The sequence below is a fragment of the Helicobacter pylori genome (genome assembly GCA_008032955.1).
Taxonomy (GTDB): Bacteria; Campylobacterota; Campylobacteria; order Campylobacterales; family Helicobacteraceae; genus Helicobacter; species Helicobacter pylori_DC.
Genome location: CP032046.1, coordinates 1,368,892 through 1,390,441, shown reverse-complemented (window position 1 = coordinate 1,390,441; position 21,550 = coordinate 1,368,892). Strand labels below are relative to the sequence as shown.

General features: G+C 39.8%; 16 protein-coding genes and 3 pseudogenes. 2 read left to right on the top strand and 17 right to left on the bottom strand.

The features are described 5' to 3' along the window. Positions 1 to 35 precede the first annotated feature (35 nt). A complete protein-coding gene (locus D2C72_06805) occupies positions 36 to 1,088 on the top strand; it encodes a cytochrome-c peroxidase (protein QEF43951.1) in 1,053 nt (350 codons plus the stop codon). 314 nt (positions 1,089 to 1,402) lie between these two features. Here D2C72_06805 and D2C72_06800 read toward each other — a convergent pair whose 3' ends face one another. From D2C72_06800 to D2C72_06780, 5 genes are all read right to left on the bottom strand, one after another. After that, a complete protein-coding gene (locus tag D2C72_06800) occupies positions 1,403 to 1,921 on the bottom strand; it encodes an META domain-containing protein (GenBank protein ID QEF44200.1) in 519 nt (172 codons plus the stop codon). An 85-nt stretch (positions 1,922 to 2,006) separates the two neighbouring features. Then, positions 2,007 to 2,684, bottom strand: a complete 678-nt coding sequence (locus tag D2C72_06795; GenBank protein QEF43950.1) for a hypothetical protein — start codon at positions 2,682 to 2,684, stop codon at positions 2,007 to 2,009. A 2-nt stretch (positions 2,685 to 2,686) separates the two neighbouring features. Further along, a complete protein-coding gene (locus D2C72_06790; protein ID QEF43949.1) occupies positions 2,687 to 3,502 on the bottom strand; it encodes an MCE family protein in 816 nt (271 codons plus the stop codon). Then, positions 3,487 to 4,272 carry an ABC transporter ATP-binding protein gene (locus D2C72_06785; GenBank protein QEF43948.1) on the bottom strand — a complete coding sequence of 262 codons (786 nt, stop codon included), beginning with the start codon at positions 4,270 to 4,272 and terminating at the stop codon, positions 3,487 to 3,489. The genes D2C72_06790 and D2C72_06785 overlap by 16 nt, the downstream gene beginning before the upstream one ends. Further along, on the bottom strand, positions 4,272 to 5,405 hold the full coding sequence (locus tag D2C72_06780) for an ABC transporter permease (protein QEF43947.1): 1,134 nt from the start codon (positions 5,403 to 5,405) through the stop codon (positions 4,272 to 4,274). The genes D2C72_06785 and D2C72_06780 overlap by 1 nt, the downstream gene beginning before the upstream one ends. Before the next feature lie 133 nt (positions 5,406 to 5,538). Here D2C72_06780 and D2C72_06775 point away from each other — a divergent pair. After that, a pseudogene (locus D2C72_06775) lies at positions 5,539 to 6,233 on the top strand (outer membrane protein). 4 nt (positions 6,234 to 6,237) lie between these two features. Here the strand turns inward: D2C72_06775 and ilvE are convergent. The 12 genes and pseudogenes from ilvE to D2C72_06715 all read right to left on the bottom strand — a co-directional run bounded on the left by ilvE (position 6,238) and on the right by D2C72_06715 (position 21,550). After that, a complete protein-coding gene (gene ilvE, locus D2C72_06770; protein QEF43946.1) occupies positions 6,238 to 7,260 on the bottom strand; it encodes a branched-chain-amino-acid transaminase in 1,023 nt (340 codons plus the stop codon). 50 nt (positions 7,261 to 7,310) lie between these two features. Next, on the bottom strand, positions 7,311 to 8,057 hold the full coding sequence (locus tag D2C72_06765) for an outer membrane protein (protein QEF43945.1): 747 nt from the start codon (positions 8,055 to 8,057) through the stop codon (positions 7,311 to 7,313). A gap of 113 nt (positions 8,058 to 8,170) precedes the next feature. Beyond that, on the bottom strand, positions 8,171 to 10,822 hold the full coding sequence (polA, locus tag D2C72_06760; protein ID QEF43944.1) for a DNA polymerase I: 2,652 nt from the start codon (positions 10,820 to 10,822) through the stop codon (positions 8,171 to 8,173). Positions 10,823 to 10,890: 68 nt separating this feature from the next. Then, the gene (locus D2C72_06755) at positions 10,891 to 12,063 is read right to left on the bottom strand and encodes a type II restriction endonuclease (protein ID QEF43943.1); all 1,173 of its coding nucleotides are present in this window, start codon (positions 12,061 to 12,063) and stop codon (positions 10,891 to 10,893) included. After that, a pseudogene (locus D2C72_06750) lies at positions 12,060 to 14,098 on the bottom strand (SAM-dependent DNA methyltransferase). The gene D2C72_06755 and the pseudogene D2C72_06750 overlap by 4 nt, the downstream one beginning before the upstream one ends. A 34-nt stretch (positions 14,099 to 14,132) precedes the next feature. Beyond that, positions 14,133 to 14,708, bottom strand: a complete 576-nt coding sequence (locus D2C72_06745; GenBank protein QEF43942.1) for a ComF family protein — start codon at positions 14,706 to 14,708, stop codon at positions 14,133 to 14,135. Next, entirely contained in the window at positions 14,696 to 15,271 is a 576-nt protein-coding gene (locus D2C72_06740) for a dTMP kinase (GenBank protein ID QEF43941.1), read from the bottom strand. The genes D2C72_06745 and D2C72_06740 overlap by 13 nt, the downstream gene beginning before the upstream one ends. A 1-nt stretch (position 15,272) precedes the next feature. Continuing rightward, a complete protein-coding gene (locus tag D2C72_06735; GenBank protein QEF43940.1) occupies positions 15,273 to 15,746 on the bottom strand; it encodes a pantetheine-phosphate adenylyltransferase in 474 nt (157 codons plus the stop codon). After that, positions 15,746 to 16,308, bottom strand: a pseudogene (locus D2C72_06730) (UbiX family flavin prenyltransferase). The gene D2C72_06735 and the pseudogene D2C72_06730 overlap by 1 nt, the downstream one beginning before the upstream one ends. A gap of 9 nt (positions 16,309 to 16,317) precedes the next feature. Beyond that, complete coding sequence (gene flgA / locus D2C72_06725) at positions 16,318 to 16,974, bottom strand: flagella basal body P-ring formation protein FlgA (protein ID QEF43939.1); 657 nt, start codon at positions 16,972 to 16,974, stop codon at positions 16,318 to 16,320. Further along, positions 16,971 to 19,019, bottom strand: coding sequence for an ATP-dependent helicase (locus tag D2C72_06720; protein QEF43938.1), 2,049 nt, complete (start codon positions 19,017 to 19,019; stop codon positions 16,971 to 16,973). The genes flgA and D2C72_06720 overlap by 4 nt, the downstream gene beginning before the upstream one ends. Continuing rightward, on the bottom strand, positions 19,016 to 21,550 hold the full coding sequence (locus D2C72_06715; protein QEF43937.1) for an anaphase-promoting protein: 2,535 nt from the start codon (positions 21,548 to 21,550) through the stop codon (positions 19,016 to 19,018). Before D2C72_06715 ends, D2C72_06720 begins: the two co-directional genes overlap by 4 nt.

Below are 21,550 nucleotides of genomic sequence, written 5' to 3'. Positions count from 1 at the left end.
TTGTCTTGTTTTTAACGCTATTTTAGGAGTTCATCATGAAAAAATCCATTTTATTGGGCGTTTGCTTGGCTTTTTCTTGCGTTTATGCTTTAAGCGATATGGATTTGATTAAAAAAGCGAAGGAAGGCCAATTAGAACCCATGCCTATGGGCAAAGCGCTCAAAGAATACCAGATCAAAAAAACCAGAGATGTGGGCATTGGCGCTAAAAACAGCGAAATCATGACCTCCGCTCAAGTGGAATTAGGCAAAATGCTCTATTTTGACCCTAGGATTTCCACTTCCTATCTTGTATCTTGCAACACATGCCATAATCTGGGCTTAGGCGGGGTGGATCTAATCCCAAGCACCATAGGCTCTCAATGGAAGAAAAACCCCCACCTTTTAAGCTCCCCAACGGTGTATAACTCCGTGTTTAACGATGTGCAGTTTTGGGACGGTAGGGTTACGCATTTAAACGAACAAGCGCAAGGGCCGATCCAATCTTCTTTTGAAATGGGGGCTGATCCTAAAGTGGTGGTAGAAAAAATCAATTCCATGCCAGGCTATGTCAAACTCTTTAGAAAAGCTTATGGCTCTAAAGTCAAAATTGATTTTAAATTGATCGCTGATAGTATCGCTATGTTTGAAGCCACGCTCATCACCCCAAGCCGTTATGATGATTTTTTAAGGGGCAATCCTAAAGCGCTCAGCAAAGCCGAAAAAGAGGGGCTGGATTTATTCATTTCTAAAGGCTGTGTGGCGTGTCATAATGGCATTAATCTTGGGGGGACGATGCAGCCTTTTGGGGTGGTCAAACCTTATAAATTCGCTAATGTGGGCGATTTCAAGGGCGATAAAAACGGGCTTGTGAAAGTGCCTACTTTAAGGAATATCACCGAAACGATGCCTTATTTCCATAACGGGCAATTTTGGGATGTCAAGGATGCGATTAAAGAAATGGGCTCTATCCAGTTAGGCATTGAAATCAGCGATGCAGAAGCGAAAAAGATTGAAACCTTCTTTGAAGCCTTAAAGGGTAAAAAACCTAAAATAATCTATCCAGAACTCCCTGTGATGACAGACAAAACCCCTAAACCCTCTTTTTGATTTAAAAAAATCTTGATTTCAAAAAATCCTTTTAGGGGGGATTTGATTATGAAAACTTAAAAAATGCTTTTAGCGCTTTTGCAACCAATAAATAATAGAGAGCTTGACTTTAGTCAAGCGACAATCCCTTAAAAAGCGATCTTTATGGGGTTTAGAGGGATTTAGTTGGAGAGTTGTAGGGGAGGATTGTTCCAAAATACCCCCTATCCCCTTAAAAGAACGAGTTTTACCTCCATTCTTAAAATTTTTTTAATCCCTTTATCATTTAGAATGTTTTTTGATTTTAGATTGCATTTAAAACACAAAACATAAACTCATGGCGTTTTCAAATAAATTTTCATTTTTTGGTTGTCTAAAATGAGCGTGTCTTTGCCCTTAGTTACCGCAAAATTACCCTTAAAATTCTCCATAAATTCCAATTCAAACGCCATTAAATGCTCATCTCTACACACTTTTCTTGAAATCCCGCTATCTTCAATTGCGATGTGCCTATCGCCCTGCCATACATAGCTGGCAAAATACCGGTTGCAATAGCCTTTCCCATAAATACGATTTTCTTTTTGATCAAACACAAACTCTCCCATAGAGCTTTTAGGCTTTGGCTTCTTTTTAAAAAGCTCATACCAGTGTTTCCTTTTTTCTTTTTGCTCTTGCTCTTTGGCTTCAATCGCTGTTTTATCTTCAGGTAAAGCGGTATTTAAAGAGGAATCTTGCTCTTCTTCATGCTCTCTAAAAGCGCTATCAGCGAGCATGGTTTCAATGTCATACACTTGATGGTTCATTTCTACTTTTTGGATATGCCAATCGTTACTAGAAAGCTTTTTATCAAACATTTTTAAAAAAAAACACCCCGAAAAGACACAAGCCGTTAAAACGCTTGCTCCAGCCAATCGTAAATTCAAATAGTTTCTCCTTATTTTATTTTTTTAACGGGCTTACGCTTTGCGCTTCAATAGCTTTTTTAATCAAAGAAATCGCTTCTTGCATCGCTTGCGTGCTGACATGTTGGAGGGATTGTATCGCGCTTTCTTGAAAATCTTGACTGCCATTTTTACTCGTTTTGATCGTTTTATTTTCCAAGCTAGAAATATTTTCATGCTTAATGATCACTCCAGAATGCGAATCGCCTTTCACGCTAATATCATAGCCTAGTGCGAATTCCGCCCTGTAGGTAGAATTTTCTTTTTCTAAAAGAGAAAACGACAAAATCGTAAAACGAACCGCATAAGTGGGCGCGCCCGCACCATAAGGGGGCAAAGCCACGCCTAAGCATGCTTTTTGCGCTTCTTGCATGAACATGGTTTTTAACATGTTGCGAGGCAAGTCTATCCATTTTTGGTGCTTCCCATGCGTGATCTGCCCGTCTTGCGCTTTAAACACGATCTCTTTAGTGTTGAATAAATCCGCGCTCAAAATGCTAATGAGCCTTACTTCAGTCAAAGGTTTAGCGCATTGCGTCATTTCAAAAGAACTCGCATTCAAATCATAAGTTCTGATTTCTGGCAGCATTTGTTTTAAATTAATGCTCAAGCAACCCTGAAGCAATAGGGCGAGTGCTGATGAGAATGAAAAGATTTTTATCGCCGTAGCTCTCATGGTTATTTCCTTTCTCCAAAAATCGTTTTATAGGGGTTAGCGTCAAATTTATCTATCAAAGCAGAGCCTTTTTCCACAAAATTATCAATGTTTCTTAAGCTCAACTGCGCTTGCATGATTAAAGGAGTGAACATCGCTTTAAAGTCGTATTGCCCCTGTTTGACGCGTTTATCCACATCTAAAGCCACATTATTGACATTAGAAACAAGGTTGTTAGCGTTGTTGATCAAAGAATCAAATTGAGTCTTTCTTGAATCCAAGTTAGCGATGAGATCATCTACTGAGGCGAGAATGTGCTTGAATTTTTCCACGTTTTCATCGTCTAAAATCCTATTCACATTCCTAATCGCTTTCATCACTTCTTGCACCACTTGATTAGCATCACCGCTCAAGCGATCCATAAGCCCTTCTTTAAAGATTAAAATCCGCTCCCCTTTATCGCCGCTACCATAAAATTCTTCATTGTGGCTTTGCTCTAAGGCTAAAAATTTTAACCCCATAAACCCTCTAGAAGAAACCGCCACTTTGGAGTCTTTACGGATCTTAACGCTGGATTTGATCATCAAATCCAAACGGACCACCCCCACTTTATCCTTTGCAAAACCCACCTTAATGACATTCCCCACTTGAATCCCCTTGTAATTTATGGGCGAGTTGGTCGCAATGCCTCCCAAGTCTTTGTCCGTATAGACCACATATTCATAATACTTCCCATCATCTAATCCCAAATGGCCTAGCCATAAAATAAAACCCACCATGCAAACCAAGCATAAAAAGAAGAGCCCGCCGATTAAAGTGTAATTCACATGCCTTTCCAAAATTTCTCTCCTCGTGTTGAATTGAATAAATTGCCCTCATCTAGCCCTTGAGTTTGAGCCTTTTTAATAAAATCCTTTAAATCCCCATTAAATTCTAATAGCCCGTCTTTGAGCATGATGAATCGATCCACGCAATCATGCACGGAGTCTAAATCATGCGTGATCATCACCACCGTAAGCTGTAAGCTCTCTTTAAGCGTCATGATGAGTTCGTCAAATTTGCCCGCGCTATAAGGATCCAGCCCGCTTGTTGGCTCATCTAAAAACAAGATCTCCGGATTAGTCGCCATAGCCCTTGCTATACCCACGCGCTTTTTCATCCCCCCGCTCAATTCATAGGGGTAAAGGTGGTAAGCCCTAGGGGGCAAACCCACTCTTTCAATCCACATTTTAGAAATTTCTTCAACAATTTTTTTAGAATAAGCGCCGTATTGCTCTAGCATCACGCCTACATTTTCTAAAACCGTTAAAGAGCTATAGAGCGCCCCAAACTGGAAGCAAATCCCACAGCGGTTAAAAATCTTTTGCTGCTCTCTTTCTTTGAGTTTCCATATATCTTCCCCAAAAAGCAACACTTCCCCCTTTGTAGGGCGATTGAGCAAAATCATGCACCTTAAAAGCGTGCTTTTACCGCTCCCTGACCCTCCTAAAATCGCCATCACCTCGCCCTTATGCACGCTAAAACTCACGCCCCTATGGATAATGGTGCTCCCAAAAGCGCTATGGAGATCCTTCACTTCAATTAAGACTTGATTGTTAGTAGCGTTCATTATATGTTCAACTTAGAAAAGAGAATAGAAAAAATAGCGTCTAAGAAAATGATCCAAAATAACGCATTCACAACGCTAATGGTGGTCAAGCGCCCAATGCTCTCGGTATCCCCCTTGACTTCAAACCCGCGCATGCACCCCACCATCGCAATCGCAAACCCCCAAAAAGGGGCTTTGACAATCCCTACCAAAAAATGATTCCAACCCACTGTGTCATGCAGTCTGTCTATATAGCTTGGAAAGCCTAAATCCAATTGGTATTTAATCGCAAACATGCCCCCAAGAATGGCGAACGCATCAGCGATAAACACCAATAAAGGCAAAACAATCACTAAGGCTAACACCCTAGGCAACACTAAAAATTCAAAAGGGTTAAAGCCCATGGTTTTCATCGCATCCAATTCTTCAGTGATCTTCATCACCCCAATTTGGGCGGTAAAACTGCTCGCGCTCCTCCCGGCCACCACAAGGGTTAAAATGAAAGGGCCGATCTCTCTTAAAGCGAGTTTGGCCGTCATTTCCACCGACATCAAAGGCGCACCCAAGTCTTGTAGTTGTAAAGCCCCTTGCAAAGCAACGGCAAACCCCACGATAAACACCGTTAAAATACTCACCGGCAAAACCTTAAACCCGGATTCATTGATGTGATAGAGCAAAGGAGTGATGCAAAAGCGTTTGGGGTTGAAAACGCTTTTAATGAAGTAAAATAAAATCATGCCGCAAAAATTGAACGCGTTTAAAAAGGTGTTGTAAGTCTCTACAAGACTCTTGCCCAATTTAGTGATCATGAGTTCGTATTTTTTGCCCGCTTTTTTAGATTCCAAATCGTCTTCTTTTTCAAGCCAGTCTTTAACCACTTTCAAAGCGCAAGCGTTATTCTCGCTCACGTTACACAACTCAATGTTTAAAGAACGCTCCTTGATGAGATCAAATAAAAACATGCCAAAAACAAAATCTATTTTTTGGCACCCTGAAAAATCCATTTTTAAAGGCCCTTGATGATCTAATAAATTTTTTTTCAACTCATCTAAACGAAACACGCTCGTTCTAAAATCCCAATCCCCTCTTAAAATCAGCACAGAGTTAGCCCCATCTTTACGCATCTCTAAAAATTTTTGTTTCTCTGTCTTCATTAAAATACATTCTCTCTTAGATTAGGTAAAATCTATTAACAAAATTTTGTTTGTTAAAACGACTATTTTAACACAATGATAAACCAAAAAGTTAAACAATACTCTATTCAATAAAGGATTAATTGTTTTTAAAATGTTTAAAAAAATCATTTTTTTGTGCGTTTTTTTGATAGGGGGATTTGTCATTCCACCCCTTGATGCCATGCCTATTTTGCGCAATAAAACCCCCAAAAAAAATTACCAAGAAGCCCATGAAAAGCTCTATAGAAGCATCATTAACCGCCAAAAGCTCACACGTAAAAAAAGCGGGTGGTATTTTTTAGGAGGGTTTGGCGCTGTAGAGGCCATTAAGGACTATCAAGGCAAGGAAATGAAAGATTGGATCGCAACGCTCAATTTAAAAACCGGCGTGCAAAGTTTTTTTAAAAAATACATCGGGATTAGGGGGGTTTTTGCATGGGATCTTGGGTCAGGAAAAGTGAATTACCAAAGCCATAAAGATCCTACCAACTCTTTTTTTACCATGCTTGCGGTGGGTTTGGATGTGATTATGGAATTCCCTTTAGGGAGTTATAAGCATTATTTGGGGGCATTTGGGGGAGCTAGGGGGCTTTAGTCGTTTATACGGACAAGCAAAATTTCAAATTTTTTAAACATTCGGTGGTTTCAGGGGGATTAGCGATTAATGGAGGGGTCATGCTCACGCTTTTTTTAAGGCACCGCATTGAACTAGGGTTTAAAATCTTACCCACCGCCAGATTGCTTTCTAGCTCCAAACGCTTTGAGACTTCGCCCCTATTTTATGCGGCATACAGCTATAAATTTTAACCTTTTAGCCAACTTCAAAAATCCAATCTTTAGGGGCTTCTTGTTCGCCTTGTTGGATGGATAAAAGCAAATCATAGAGTTGTTTAGTAATATGGCCCGGCGCTTCAAAAAAATAAGACTTGTTGTTGTGCGTGATTTCTTTAATGGGCGTAATGATTGCGGCTGTCCCACACGCTCCGGCTTCTTTAAACGCGCCCAACTCATCCATTAAAATTTCCCTCTCTTCTACTTTGAGATTCAAATATTCTTTAGCCAAAACCATCAAGCTTTTTCTGGTAACGCTTGGCAGAATGCTTGGCGAATACGGGGTGATAAAGGCGTTATCATGCGTGATGCCAAAAAAATTCGCCGCCCCCACTTCTTCAATTTTAGTGTGCGTGGTGGGGTCTAAATAAATGCAATCATCATAGCCTTGCTCTGTGGCTATTTTGTGGGCTAACAGGCTTGCGGCATAATTCCCCCCCACTTTCACCCCCCCGGTGCCTTTAGGCGCGGCTCTATCAAACGCCGTAGTGATAAACCTAGCTCCCCCTTTTTCTATACCCCCTTTAAAATACGCCCCCACCGGCGCGCAAAACACGATAAAAAGGTATTCATTAGCCGGCTTTACCCCCAAATTATCCCCCACGCCTATGACAAAAGGGCGCAAATACAAACTCGCCCCGCTTTTATAAGGAGCGAGCCATTTTTGATTCGCTTTAATCACTTCAGCGCATGCCTTTAAAAACAGCTCTTCGCTCACTTTGGGCATGAGCAGTCTTTCGCATGAAGTTTGCAAGCGTTTGGCGTTTTCTAAAGGGCGAAAAAGAAGAGCTTTTCCCTTTTGAGAGCGGTAAGCCTTCAAGCCTTCAAAACAAGCCTGCCCATAATGCAAGACTGGTGAGCCTTCGCTGAGCTGTAACGCATTTTCGCTAACCAATTCGCCTTGCGACCACGAGCCGTTTTTATAAGTAGCGATGAAGCGAAAATCCGTTTTAATGTAGCTAAAGCCCAGGTTTTTCCAGTCTAAATTTTCTAAATTTGGCATTTCACACCTTTAAATGGATAGTTTCAAGTGCGATTGTATCTAAAAAGGGGTTAAAAATCCCTCAAATAACTGATTTGAAACGCATAGACTCTACGCACATCAGCTTGTAAGGTGTATCCCTTTTCGTTGGTAATAGAAAAAAGCCGGTGCGTGATCGTAGGCACTTTAATCCCTAATTCCAGACTATTGTGTTTGGCGATATGGGTGCGGATCCCAAATTTCCATAAAAACTGGAAATTCGCCGGGCTATAACTGGAATCGCTGTGGTGTTTTACATAACTAGCGATCTCTTTACTGATGCTCGTTGCCCAACTATCCCCAGCCAATTGGATTCCTACCACAAAACCAAAAACCATGTTTTCTTTATTCACAAAATTCCACAGCGTATCCAACCCCACACCATAAGTGAATAAATTGACATAATATTGCCCTTGATAGGAATCCCTTTCTGTTAAAGTCGTCCCACCAAAACTAAAGCTATTGTAAATAAACCCGCTCTCGCCCACCGGGATACCCTTTTTCATCACGCCAAAGCGGTTGTGCGCGTAGTCAAAAAACCCATAATAACGCATGCCAAACCATTTTTTCTTGCCAAAAAATTGCTTATAGCCCGCTTCAAAACCCGCTCCTGCATAAGGCGGGAATTTTATCAAAGGTTTTTGCAAGCCGTTTTCATTCACCATTTTAGTCTGATTTTGTATCATGCTCACCTGGTAATTGACTCCCACAAAAGCCGCGCTCTCTTCAGCGCTCGCTAAAACACCCAAAGCCCCTAATAATATGATTCTTTTCAACATTCAGTCTCTTCCCTTTATTCTTTGATAATGACTTTATATTATATTAGCTTAAAATGGCTAAGTATTACTTATAAAGAAATAATAATATATTTTTTCTTAAACTCAATTAAAAACTAACCTTTTAATTCATTCCAACGCTTAGCGATAAACGCGCTCGTTTCTAGCGGCACTCTCAAAGGATACACTTCATCATTAAGAATGCGTTGGATTTCTTGTTGCAACTCTGGGGCGTTTTTTTCTTCAATTTCAAAAATCAATTCGTCATGCACTTGCAAAAGCAGCCTTACTGAAGGGTTATTTTTGAAACGCTCGCTCACTTTGAGCATGCCTAATTTCAATAAATCGCTGGCACTCCCTTGAAAAATCGCATTCACGCCCTCTCGCAAATAATTGCCCTTGATGTAATCATTCACGCCATTAAAATCAAACACCCGGTAACGCCCAAGCAAGGTAAAGGCTTTAGAAGTTTTTAAAATCTCTTCTTTCATGCCATTCAAATAATCTTTGATGCTGGGGAATCGTTTGAAATACGCTTCTATGTAACTTTTAGCCTCACTTAAAGGGATATTTAAAGTTTCGCTCAATTTCTTACTCCCCATGCCATACACCAGCCCAAAATTAATGCTTTTAGCGATGGATCGTTTTTCTTTGGCTAAATCTCCACCAAACAACGCTTTAGAAGTTTCTAAATGGATGTCTCGCCCCTTTAAAAACGCCTCCATTAAATCCTTATCCTGACTGAAATGGGCCAATAAACGCAATTCAATCTGCGAATAATCCACCCCTAGCAAACAATATTCTTTAGAGCTAGCAATAAAGCCCTTACGAATGAGTAAGCCTTTAGGCGATCGCACCGGGATATTTTGCAAATTAGGCGAATGCGAGCTTAAACGCCCGGTAGCTGTGCCGGTTTGGATGAAAGTGGTATGGATTTTATCGTCTTTGTCTTTTAGGCGCAATAAGGGGGTGGTGTAAGTGTTAAAAAGCTTATTCAATTCCCTGTATTCTAAAATCAAAGGGATGCTTGGGTGCTTGTCTAGGATTTTTAACAAATTTTTTTCATCGGTAGAATGGCTTTTATTTTTAGGAAGCCCTAATTTTTCATACAGGATCTCACCGAGTTGCTTAGGCGAATTAAGGTTAAAATCCACGCCGATTAGATCCAAAATTTGGCGCTCTAAAACGTTTAATTCATTCTTAAACTCCTGCTCTAAGCGCTTGAAATAAGGCGCATCAATTTTAAAGCCTTGAAATTCCATGCCCATTAAAACTTTCACAAACGGCGTTTCAACTTCTCTAGCCAAATAAAGCAAACCCTCTTCTAGCCCCCCTTTTTCAAAGTATTCGCACAAACGCTTTAAAGCACTTAATTCCACGCTTAAAAGTTCTAATTTCTCTGCTTTTGTCTTAAAATCTTTGATTTTTTCATGCAAGATCAATTCTTCTTTTAAATATTCCTTTAAAACTTCATCAAACCCCACTTTTTCCGGATTTTTCAAAAACGCTAAAATTTGAGTGTCTTGGATGCGAATGTTTTCTAAAGACACCTGGTATTTGGCTTTTAAAAAGCTCAATAAGGGTTTTAAATCATGCCCAATGATTTGCGCATGCTGTAACATTTTAAAAAAAGCGTTTTGCAAAAATTCTAAAGAAAAGGGCGAAAATAACGCCTCTTCTAAAGGTAAAAAATAGCCTTGATCTTCATATAAAAACGCTAGGGCCAGAATTTTTTTGTCTTTATCCAAAACCAAACGTGCAAAAATCCTTGCGTTAGGATTTTCTAACTTTTCTAAAAACATGCTCAAAAGTGCGGCGCTTTCCAAAACGATCATGCGCGATTTTTTAGGGGCACTGTCTAATATGGGCGCGTTTTCTACAATTAAAGGGGAATTTTCTAAATCCCTTAAAGTGGAAATAAAACCATATTCTTTCAATTCGTCTTTGATTTTCAATAAAGGGTTTTCGCTAGGAAAAGCGCAACTCAAAAAATCAAATTCCTTAATACACCCTCTTTCTAAAGTGGCTAATTCTTTGCTTAAAAACGCGCTTCCTTTGTCTTGTATCAGGGCTTGATACATTTTAGGGCTGAGTAAATTTTTCGCCAAGTCTAAATTTTCATAGATTTTTTCCAAACTCCCTAATTGCTGTAACAATTCCTTAGCGTTCTTGCTCCCAATGCCTTTAATCCCCTTGTAATTATCGCTGCTATCCCCTACAATGCCCTGATAATCCGTGAATTGACTCGGCAAAATCCCGTATTTTTCCACGCAATCCTTCGCCAAAAACTCCGTTTTGCCATCAAAAAGCGCGATTTTATCGCTCAAAAGCTGGTTAAAATCCTTATCTTTAGAATAAATGCGCGTTTTATAAGGGCTTAGCGTGGCTAGAGTGGCGATCACGTCATCGGCTTCAAACCCATTCACCTCCACGCAAACAAAACCCATTTTTTGCAACCATTCTAAGGCGATAGGGATTTGTAAAAGCATCTCTTTGGGGGCGTCTTTGCGATTTTGTTTGTATTCGCCCAATTTTTCAGCTCTTTTAGTTTTAGTCTGGCTTTCTAGGGCGAACACGATAAAAGGCATGTTTTTTCTGTCTTTATAAAATTTTTTAACCATGCCCACAAGCCCCGTTAAAAGCCCTGTAGGAAAGCCCTTATCGTTCGTTAAAGGCTTATTTTTAGCGCTCATGTAATAGCTTCTAAACAAATACGCAAAAGTATCAATTAAAGCTAAAGTCCCTTCTTTAATGACTGGCTGCTCCATTCAATCCCTTTTTAATCAAGCGAATTTTAAGTTTATTGTAACACAAGCGAGAGCGCTTAAAACCCCTTTCAAAATAACGAGTCTTTTTGAACGGGTGTTTCTTGGCTGATAACTTCTTTTGCGGCCTGGATTTTAGCGTCGCAGTATTGAACCACGCCTTGAATGGTTTGTTTCATTAGGGCGTTGATTAGAGTGCTCATGAAATCAAAATCAATATCCTCAAGGGTTTGAGCGTTAGCGGTGGGTTTTAGGGGTAGAATGACTTTATCGTTTTTAATTTTTGCCCATGAACACATGTTTTCATAGCCGAATTTTTTAGGGTAATCAAAAAATAGCGTGGATAAAAACAAGCCGATTTTATGGTTGATTTCAAATTTAGGTTTGAGAGAAAATACCCTAGCGTGTGTTACCATTTTATAAGGGAAACTGCGATAAAACGCGCAACCAAACATGTCAATAGTAATGGTATGGCTTTCAAAAACTTTTGCTTTTATATCGCTTTGCCCTAAAACGCCATTATTGCTAAGCCCTGCAGTGATGACAAATTCGCCCTTATGATTGATGTGGCGTTTTTGAATGTCAAAATCGCCGTTACTCGCTTCAAACAAATCCCCTAATTTGAAGCTTTGCCATGTTAAGCCGCATTTGAAAAGGTTAAGGGCGTTTTCTTCATCGTCAGAAAGGGTGGTGTTTTCTAGCCCTGTAGCTTTTAAATAAGCCTCAAGTTCGGCGAGCCGACACTGCTCAAGTTCGGCTATGAATTTTTCCATGAAATGAAAATCTATACCATCAAGGGTTTGAGCGTTAGCGGTGGGTTTTAGGGGTAGAATGACTTTATCGTTTTTAATTTTTGCCCATGAACACATGTTTTCATAGCCGAATTTTTTAGGGTAATCAAAAAATAGCGTGGATAAAAACAAGCCGATTTTATGGTTGATTTCAAATTTAGGTTTGAGAGAAAATACCCTAGCGTGTGTTACCATTTTATAAGGGAAACTGCGATAAAACGCGCAACCAAACATGTCAATAGTAATGGTATGGCTTTCAAAAACTTTTGCTTTTATATCGCTTTGCCCTAAAACGCCATTATTGCTAAGCCCTGCAGTGATGACAAATTCGCCCTTATGATTGATGTGGCGTTTTTGAATGTCAAAATCGCCGTTACTCGCTTCAAACAAATCCCCTAATTTGAACTCGCCCCACTTAATAGCGTTGAGTTGGCTACTAAGGGGGCCAATCACTTTGGGGGCGTTTGGTTTTTTAAAATCAAGCCCACTTCATAAGAAAGGTAATCGGCTATCGTTCTTTTAAAATCCTCCAATTCGGGTTTAGCCTCATTCTTTTGATGGGCTTCAAAATTAAAGTCTTTAGCATGCTTGTTTTCATGCGGCTTAGCGATAAAATCTTCAATATAGATTGTTTCTAAAGCGCCCCACAGCTCTTTAGAAACTTTAGCGTTTAAGCCGGCTTTGTAAATTTTAATGATTTCTTCGTAGCGTTTGGTGGGGTTAGAGGTTTCATTTAAGCCTCTTTTGGTGCGTTTGAAGCCGTCGTTTCTAAAGTCTATGAATTTAACGGGCTTTTCATAATCGTGTGGCTCATGAGCTTTAAAAATATAAACGCTTGTTTGCACCCCGGCTTGAGGCATGAATAAATCGGTAGGCATTTTAATACTCGCTAAAAGCGATGTTTTTTTAAAATTTCAACATTGGATTTTAACGCTTGCCCGCTCCCTGTGCTATCTTGGATAATGATCGCACCTAAACCGCCCTTTTGCATATGCTCTAACCCAAACTTGATAAAAGGCATGCCGTTTTCTTCGTAGCTAAAAGGAGGGTTTAATAAAAGGATATTGGGTTTAAAATCTTCATAAATCTTTTTATTGGTTTCAAAAGTGTTGCCTTTGATGATTAGGCTTGATCCATCGCCTCTTAAAATCATGTTAGTGGTGGCTAGCGAAAACATTTCAGCATTAAGCTCCACGCCTAAAAGCTGCGTGGTTTTTGCGCCTTTGATTTTTTCGTTCGCTTTAGTGGTGTTTTTACCATAGGTTTTTTCAATGTCTTCAATCATTAGCACCATAGAAGAAATTAAAAAGCCGGCGCTCCCTGCGGCTAAATCCATCACAAAGGATTTCGCATTAACCCCTAAAAGTTCGCTCATCATTTTAGTTACATAAGGCGGGGTTAAAACAATGCCTAATTCCTTACCATCCCCTAAAGCGTATTTTAAAAATTCGCTATAAAGTTCGCCCATGATGTCTAAATGACCGGTATTGTCGCTTTCATTAATGGGCTTATGGACAAATTCATAAAGAAAGGTAAAAATTTGCTTAGTGATACTTGAATCTTTTTCTAAAAGCATGCTGATGGCTTTATCCAAGCTCGTTATTTTATCGCGCTGCGGATCTTTTCTGATTTCTTTAAAACTGGCGAGCATGAGATCTCGTTTTTCTTCGCTCAAGTTTTTGGTTTTTAAAAATTCGCTGATTTGGTTAAACACTAAAACGCCATCACGACTAGTATCAGTCAATTCGCCTTTTAAATCGCTTGGTTTTAAGCCCCCTTTTTTGCCCTTAATTTCTTGCATGGACAAAAGCATGCCGCTCACGTATAGCACGCGCTGAGGCGCGGTGATGTTGTGGTTATGCATCAGGCGGTTGAGTTTTTTAGCGGTTTCGTTCAACTCGGCTTTGGTTTTGATTAAGATGAGATGCTTTTCTTCTTCAGTGAGCGTGCATTCTTTATAAAAAGCGTTAAACGATTCTTGATTTTCTAAAAAATGCAAGTTTTTTGTATTAGTGAGCTTGTGCGAATTGATCCCGCTCGCAAAAACATAATACACTTCTATAAAAAGGTTTTCTTCATCATCGCCGGCGATGCCTATGGCGATGCATTCTTTATATTTTTCTTTGTTTCTTAAGATGTTTTGAGCGTAGTGTAAAGCCCCATTCACGGCGAATTTTGAAATGGAATTGTCATCGTTTGCAAGCGTGTCGTTTTTGAGCTTTTTTAAATTTTTAGCGTAGAGTTTGTTTTCTATAATTACAGGGATAACGCTCTCTTTATTTTTAGGGTGCGTGTATTTTTCTAAGCTAAAATCTGGCTCGCCATAAGAAGTTTTATCTTTAGTTTTACTCGCATTCAAAAGGGCGTTTTTAAGGCTAGGACTCATTTGGCTTTTAACATTAAAATCCTTATTTTTCACAAGCCCTAAATTAATCAATTCTTTTTTGACATAGTCATCAACATCATCTTCTAACCGAAAAGCTTGCATGGTTTTATCCTTTTTAAAAAAACAAAATTATAACTCATTCATCCGCGCTGCAAAGCGCGATCGCAAAGTGCGCTTTAATGTTTAGGGTTTTAAGGTGTTTTAGGGCTTCTTTTAGGGTGGTGCCGGTGGTGATAATGTCATCTAGTAAAAAATAATCTAAATTTTTATCGCCTTTAAAGGTGAAATTCCGTGGGTTATTGGCGCGAAATTCTAAGCTTTTCCCGGCATACGAAACAGCATTATTAGCCCTTAAACGCCCGTAAGTGGCTTTTAAATTCCCTTGACAAAAGCCTTTTAAAAGCGCGGCTGAATGCGAGTAAAAGGATTTGATTTTATCATCAATAGCAATGCCATAAAGGGGGGTGTTTAAGCCTTTTTCTTGTAAAATCCTTACAAATTCCGCACCGGCTTTTTGAGAAAGCAAGGGCAAAATGCGAGAGCCAATCAGCGCGTATTTGCTTTTAATGAGTTCTTCTATTTCGCTATAAGCGTAAAAACTATACACGCTCACGCCCTCTAAAACCCTTACTCTTAAGCTTAAAGGCAAATCGTTTAAGCAATTTGGGCAAAGGAGCTTAAAAGAAAGCTTCAAACAGGTTAAACAACGCATTTTATAAAGGCGGCGATTTTTTCGTGTAAGTTTTTAACGCTTTCTTTGGCGTTCAGTTCCAAAACTTCGCACCCGAATTTTTCTCTTAACGCGTAAGCGTGAGTTTTGAGCTTTTGCTGGATGGTGAGTAATTTTTCTATGCCTTGGTTTTCTATTTTGTCTAAACTTTTAAGGCTTAAGCGCTGTTTTAAGCCCTCTTTGTCTATCACTAAAAGAATGATTTTTTCAGGCAAGACGCTTTGAGTGGCAAGTAGGTTTAATTCTAAGCTTGAAAATTCGCTATAAGCCATGCCAGAAATCAAACTCCTGTCGCTAATGATGAGTCTTTTTTCTTTCAATGCCGGTTTTATCACGCTTTCTGCATGCTCAGCCCTATCGCTTAAAAACAAAAACGCTCGGGCTAATTCGCTGATATTTTCATTCAAAGCGATACGCCTTAAACTCTCGCCCATTTTTGTCCCCCCTGGCTCTTTGGTAAAAAGGGCGTTTTTAAACCTGGTTTTTAATAGTTCTACTTGAGTGCTTTTGCCCGCGCCATCAACGCCTTCTAACGCCACATACATTTTAAACCTTTGAAATCAAAGGATAAATTTCTTTAGGCACTAAATGGCTCGCATCGCCCTTATGCGCGATAATGGATCGCACGATAGAAGAGCTGATGAAAGCGTTTTGTAAAGTGGGCATGAAATACAAGGTCTCTAATTCGTGGTTTAAGGATTTGTTCGCATAGCCCATTTGCAATTCGTATTCAAAATCGCTCACCACCCTTAAGCCCCTAACTAACACCTTACAATGGTATTCTTTAGCCAGATTGGCTAATAGCCCTTCAAACGCCACGCATTCTACATTTTTAAAACTTTTAGTGGCGAGTTGCATCATTTTTAAGCGCTCTTTTAAACTGAACATGGGGTTTTTAGCGCTTGAATGCGCCACAGCGACAATGAGCTTTTCAAACAATTCGCTAGAGCGGTGGATAATGTCTATATGCCCGTTAGTGACCGGATCAAAAGTGCCCGGGTAAATGCCGATTTTTTGCATCAGTTCATTCCCCATCGTGGGTATAAGTCATTTTCTATCCCTAGGCTGTCAAACCACTTCCCCACTAAAAAATCTTGCATCGCTTCTAAAGTCTTGCTCTGGGTGTAATAAGTCATCATCGGCGGCGCAATGATCGCATTAGAATGGGCGAGTTTGAGCAAATTTTCCAACATAATAGCACTTAAAGGCATTTCTCTAGGGGCAATGAGTAAGGGGCGCTTTTCTTTAAGCATCACAGACGCGCTCCTAGAGATCAAATCCCCCCAAAGCCATGCGCGATTTTAGCCACCATGTCCATGCTCGCTGGAATGATCGCCATTTTATGGATACCATAACTCCCTGAAGCGATGCTCGCATGAATGTCTTGCTCGTTAAAAAAAGTCGCGCCAGGCCGTAAATCTTTCATGGCGTTTTTAAGGTTAATATTCGATTCTTCTAACGCCACGACATGCGCGTTTTTAGACGCCACGACAAAAACTTCAATTTCTTTAGGTAATTTTTCTAAAAACCGCAAGGCTAGGGGTATCCCGCTCGCCCCGCTGATGCCTAAAACCAATTTCATGAATATCCTTTATAAGATTTGCGCTTTAGAGCTGCTCAACACTTTTGCTTTGAGTATTTTATTGCTTTCTAAATTTTTCGCTTGAATGATTTGATTAAGTGCGCCATTTTCTAGGGCTTTTAGGCTTATTTCTATGCTGATTTGCCCCTCTTCATACACCCCGGTGATAATGTCGTTTTTACGCACGATGATTAAAGCTTGGGTTTTATCCATGCTTAAAAGCGTGTCAGGGGGGATAAAATGTTTCGCGCTCACTCTATCAATCGCGCCCTCTAATAAGGGGTTAGAAAGCACGCCAAAAGGAATGCGTTCTTTTTGAGTGTTGTTGGCGGTGATGTTCTCATCTTTTTTAATCGCACTTATGCTTTTAAAAGCCTGCATGCTACCTACCACGCTATAACGCACCGGTAGGCGTAAATTAGGCTCATTTTCCAATCTTAAAAACACGACCCCATCTTTTTTAAGCTTATTAGAAGCACTCAATTCATAGCTTAAAATGGAAGCGTGAGAAAAACGCTCTGGGATTTCTAAGTTAATGGTTTTAATTTCTAATTTTAAGTCTTTGTATTCTTTGAGGTAAATTTCTTTAATCCCTGTTTTAAGCGCGTTTGAATCCAGGGCGAATAGCGCGTTTAAACAGATAAAAAAAAGGATTAAAATTTTCAAAACCCGTTATCCACTTTTTCTACAAATTTTTCTGAGATTTTATCATAGACATTCCCTCCGCAATTGATTTTCAAGCACAAACCGCTCAAGCCCTTTTCCACGCCTAAAACCCTACCGGTGCCAAAAATCTTATGCTTGATCAAATCCCCCACTTTAATGGGCGTGTTTTTTTGGTGATTTTGTTTAGGGGTTTGATCGCTTTTAAGCAACTGGGCTTCTTCTAAAAACACAGAGGGCGAGCAAGAAATTTTCCTCCCAAAATACGAACGCTCTTGAACATAAGAGAGCTGCAATCCTTCTTTAGCCCTAGTGATCGCTACGTAAGCCAAGCGCCTTTCTTCTTCTAAATCGCTTTCTTGATTGAACCCCCTATGCGGGAAAAACCCTTCTTCTAACCCGATCACAAACACATGCTTAAACTCTAACCCCTTACTCATATGCACGCTCATGCAACTCACTTTTTGCGCGTTTTCTGTATTATGGACATCTAACACGCTTTCATTCAAAAAATCCAGTAAAGAATGCGTGGGGTTAGTTTTAAAATGCTCTTTTAGCAAGGTTAAAAGCTCTTTGACAAAGCCCTCCCTTTCTTCGTAATTGTCTTCTTTTTCATAGCTTTTTAAAAGATTAGTCTCTTCTAAAAACCGCTCGCAAAACTCCTCCACTGAAATTTCAAAAGCCTCCCTCAAACGCCCTATCATAGTCATGAATTTCTTTAAAGCGTATTCGTTTTTAGAGTTTAGTTTGTCTTTAAACGCCCCAAGTTTTAGCGCTTCTTCTAAATTCAAATCCTCTTCATCTAAAAGAGAAAAAATCCATTCTTGAGTGATCTTGCCAAGACCTCTTGGGGGCTTGTTTAAAACGCGCCTAATAAAAAAGCGATCGTCTTTTTTCGCCACCACATGCATGAACGCCAAAGCGTCTTTAACCTCGGCTCTTTCATAAAAACTCAGCGCCCCAATGAGCCTATAAGGGATATTCAAAGCGTTCAAGCTCTCTTCAATGCTGCGACTAAGCCCGTTTAGGCGGTACAAAATAGCGATATTTTCTAAATTCTCGCCCTTCTTTAAAAGGGCTTTGATTTGATAAGCCACATCCAGGCTCTCTTCTTTTTGCGTTAAATATTCCTTACAAACCACGCTTTTATGCGAGCCTTTGAAACTTTGAAGCGTTTTAATGTGGCGGTGTTGGTTATGGCTGATGAGGGAATTGGCGCACGCTAAGATTTCAGCGCTGGAGCGGTAGTTGGTCTCTAATTTCACTATTTTAGCCCCTTTAAAATGCTTGGAAAAATTTAAAATATTAGAAATATCAGCCCCCCTAAACCCATAAATGCTCTGATCGTCATCGCCCACCACGCACAAATTATGGTGCGTGCAACTCAATTGTTTTAAAAATTCCAATTGTAAGGCGTTCGTGTCTTGATACTCATCTACCATGATGTAATGGTAGCGTTCGCTAATCTCTTTAGCGAGTTTTTCATTATCTTGTAAAATCTTAAGGCTTAAACAAAGCAAATCGTCAAAATCCACTAAATTGTCTTTTTTGAGCGCGTTTTGATAAAGCTCATACGCTTTATGACATTCGCTATCTTGCATGCTCAAATCCATCATGCCGTTTTTGATTTGAGAAATACTGGCTCTAAAGCTTGAAATTTTGAGCTGTTTGCACAGCGTTTTTACTTCATCGCTATCTAACACCGAAAAATCGCACGCTCTTTTTAAAAGGCCCATGTGCTGCCTTAAAAACAGCAAACCAAAACGATGGAAAGTGCAAAGCAAGGGAGGGATAAGAGTTTGGTTTTTCAACAATTTCAAAGCCCTTTCTTGCATTTCCTTACTCGCTTTATTGGTGAAAGTGAGCGTTAAAGTGTTCTCGCTAGGCACGCCACAAGCGCCAATCAAATACGCTAAACGGCTCGTTAAAGTCTTAGTCTTACCGCTCCCAGCTCCCGCTAAAATCAATAAAGGCCCTTGAATGTGGCATGCGGCGATTTTTTGCGCTTCGTTCAAATTGTCTAAAATGCTTTTTTCAAAACCCATTATTCTAAAAACTCGCCTTCTTTTTCTTGGTTCAAACGCTCTTTTAAAAGGTTGGTGTCAATTTCAAAATCAAAATAAGGCGACGAAAAATCAGAGGTTTTAATGGCTAAAAAATGGTTTAGCGCTGATTTCAAGTCCCCCTTTCTTTGATACAACAACCCTAAAGCGTAACGGATATTTTCATTATTCGGATCGTCTAATTTCCCAAGCTCTAGCCATAAAGCGGCGTTATTGTAATTATTCTGCGCGATATAAGTCAAACCCGCTAGGATTTTTAAGCGCACTTCATTATCCTTAAGATCGCTAATTAAGTTTTGATACAACGCACTCGCTTTTTCATACTGGCCTTGAAACAAACTCACTAACGCTAAATTTTCCAACCAATCGTTAGGGGATTCGCCCTCTTCTAAACTGGCGATTTTTTGCTCTAGTAATCTTTCTTGATGATCTAAATCATTGACCATAAATCCCATGTAAGCGTAGAAATGACGCCCTAAAATGGGTCCTTGCATGGTTTGATCCCAGCTGATTTTACGCGAATCTAAAAGGGTGTAAATGCTTAAAGTGTGCCGGATGCTCGCATCATAATACGAAACGATTTCATAAAAGATATTAGAGATGAGATCTTTAGGGAGCATTTTTTTTAAATTCCCAAAAGCTTGCACCATCAATTTTTTATCCTTGCTCTCTTTAGCGAACGCCGCTTCTAGCGCGTAATAAAAGGGGAGTTTTTTAGGGGCGTTTTTAAGCCAATCCATATCCCAATTGGTGCGGTAATTCAAATAAGCGATGAGCGAAGAGAGTAAGGCTTTTTGCGTGGGGCTAGAAAAATCATGACTATAAAAATTCTCGGTGATTTCTCTTAAAAACTCCGTGGTGTCTTCGTGGGTGAAATGCGAGGCTAGAATCGCAAAAACCGCACTCAAATAATCCGCAGAATTCAAATGGAAAGCCCTTAAAAAATGGAAATAAGCTTTGTGGTAATTTTCCAATTGCGCATAAATCAAACCCACATTATAATGCAAAAGCGCGTTATTGGGGCTATTTTTTAAAGACAAATCAAAAAAAGAAAGGGCTTTTTTTAAGCGCTTGTTTTCTAACGCTTTCAACCCTTTGAGCGCGTTTTTATCCGCTATCGCCATCAAACGCCCCCTTTTAAAAGCAAGGCTTGCCCCCTCTAAATCCTTTTGCGTATCAGAATCCAAAAGAAACAGCCCCTCTTCAATCACGCCTAAGGTTTCTTTAGAGTCTAAAACCTTAAAAGGAGCGTAATAAAAGAGCAAGCGGTAGATAAAATCCCTTTTGCCTTCAAAATATTGCGTGTTCCAAAAACGCTCTTTGGCTCTTTCTTTGTCTAAAAAAACAGGGTTTATAGTGGGCTTGATGGGGTAAAAAGAGTTGGCTAATAGCGTGTCTTCTTTGGTGTGGCTGGCTAATTTTAAGGCTTCGCTCGCTTTAAGGGTGTCGCCTTTTTTCAAACTCACCAATTCCAAAGCCATTAAAGCGTTTAAATCTTTAGGGTAGTTGTGCAAATAATGCTGCAAATGCTCCAAAGCCTGCTTGTAATGGCCCAAACGGGCCTGCAAAAGCCCTAAAGCGAGCTCATCTTGGGCGTTCGCACTTTTTTGTAATTGCTTGTAAGCGTTCGTTTCATCTTTAAACATCAAAAACAATTTAGACGCCAAGCGCGCGTTAGGCTTTAAAAAAGCGTTGGAATTAGGGTGCATTAAAGGCGAAAGGGCTTCAAAATACTCTCCAGCGTAATAGGATTTGAGCGCGTAAGCGTAGGAATAAAAAGACTTTTTATAGTCTTTATACAAAGTGTCTCTCACAATTTTTAGATAATGATAATACAAATCCTCATCTTGCAAATGATAAGCGCTCACTAACGCATCAATCGCGCTCACGCTCGCGTTTTCTTTAGAAGCGATGCTAGAATCAAACAAATCCAACGCCCCATTAAAATCCTTTTCTTTAAACTTAATCACCCCTAAATTATGGCTCGCAATCCCTTGCGAAAAAGAAGCGGCTTTGTCAAACAGGTGTAAGGCTTCATCTTTTTGCCCTTGCTCATACAAAAGGCTCGCTTTTTTCATGATCGCATCCACTTGATTTTCATCGCTTCGTTTGAGGGAGTCCTTGCCGATTAGATCGGGTAAGTCTAAATTCTCTATTTGTCCCTCGGCTTGCGCGTTGTTAGCGTTGTTGGTGTTATTAGGCGTTTCGTCATTGGTGGTGGCGGTATTAGTTTGTAAAGAAGTTTGTTTATTTTCTTTTTTATGCCCTAGTAACAAACTCAAAGCCACAATGAGCGCGATGAGTGAAAGCAATATTCCAAGCGCGATATAAAGCTTTTTTTTATTGTGTAAAATCTGTTTAAAAAACTCTTTAGAACTTTTGATTTTATTAATCGTCTGCTCCAAAGCCTGCTTCAAAGAGGGGATTTTAGAATGAATGCCCTTTAGGGGGGTTTCTTTTTCGTTTTTGTTTTCGCCCCCTTTTTCTTCTAATGAATTTTGCTCTTCATTCAGCAC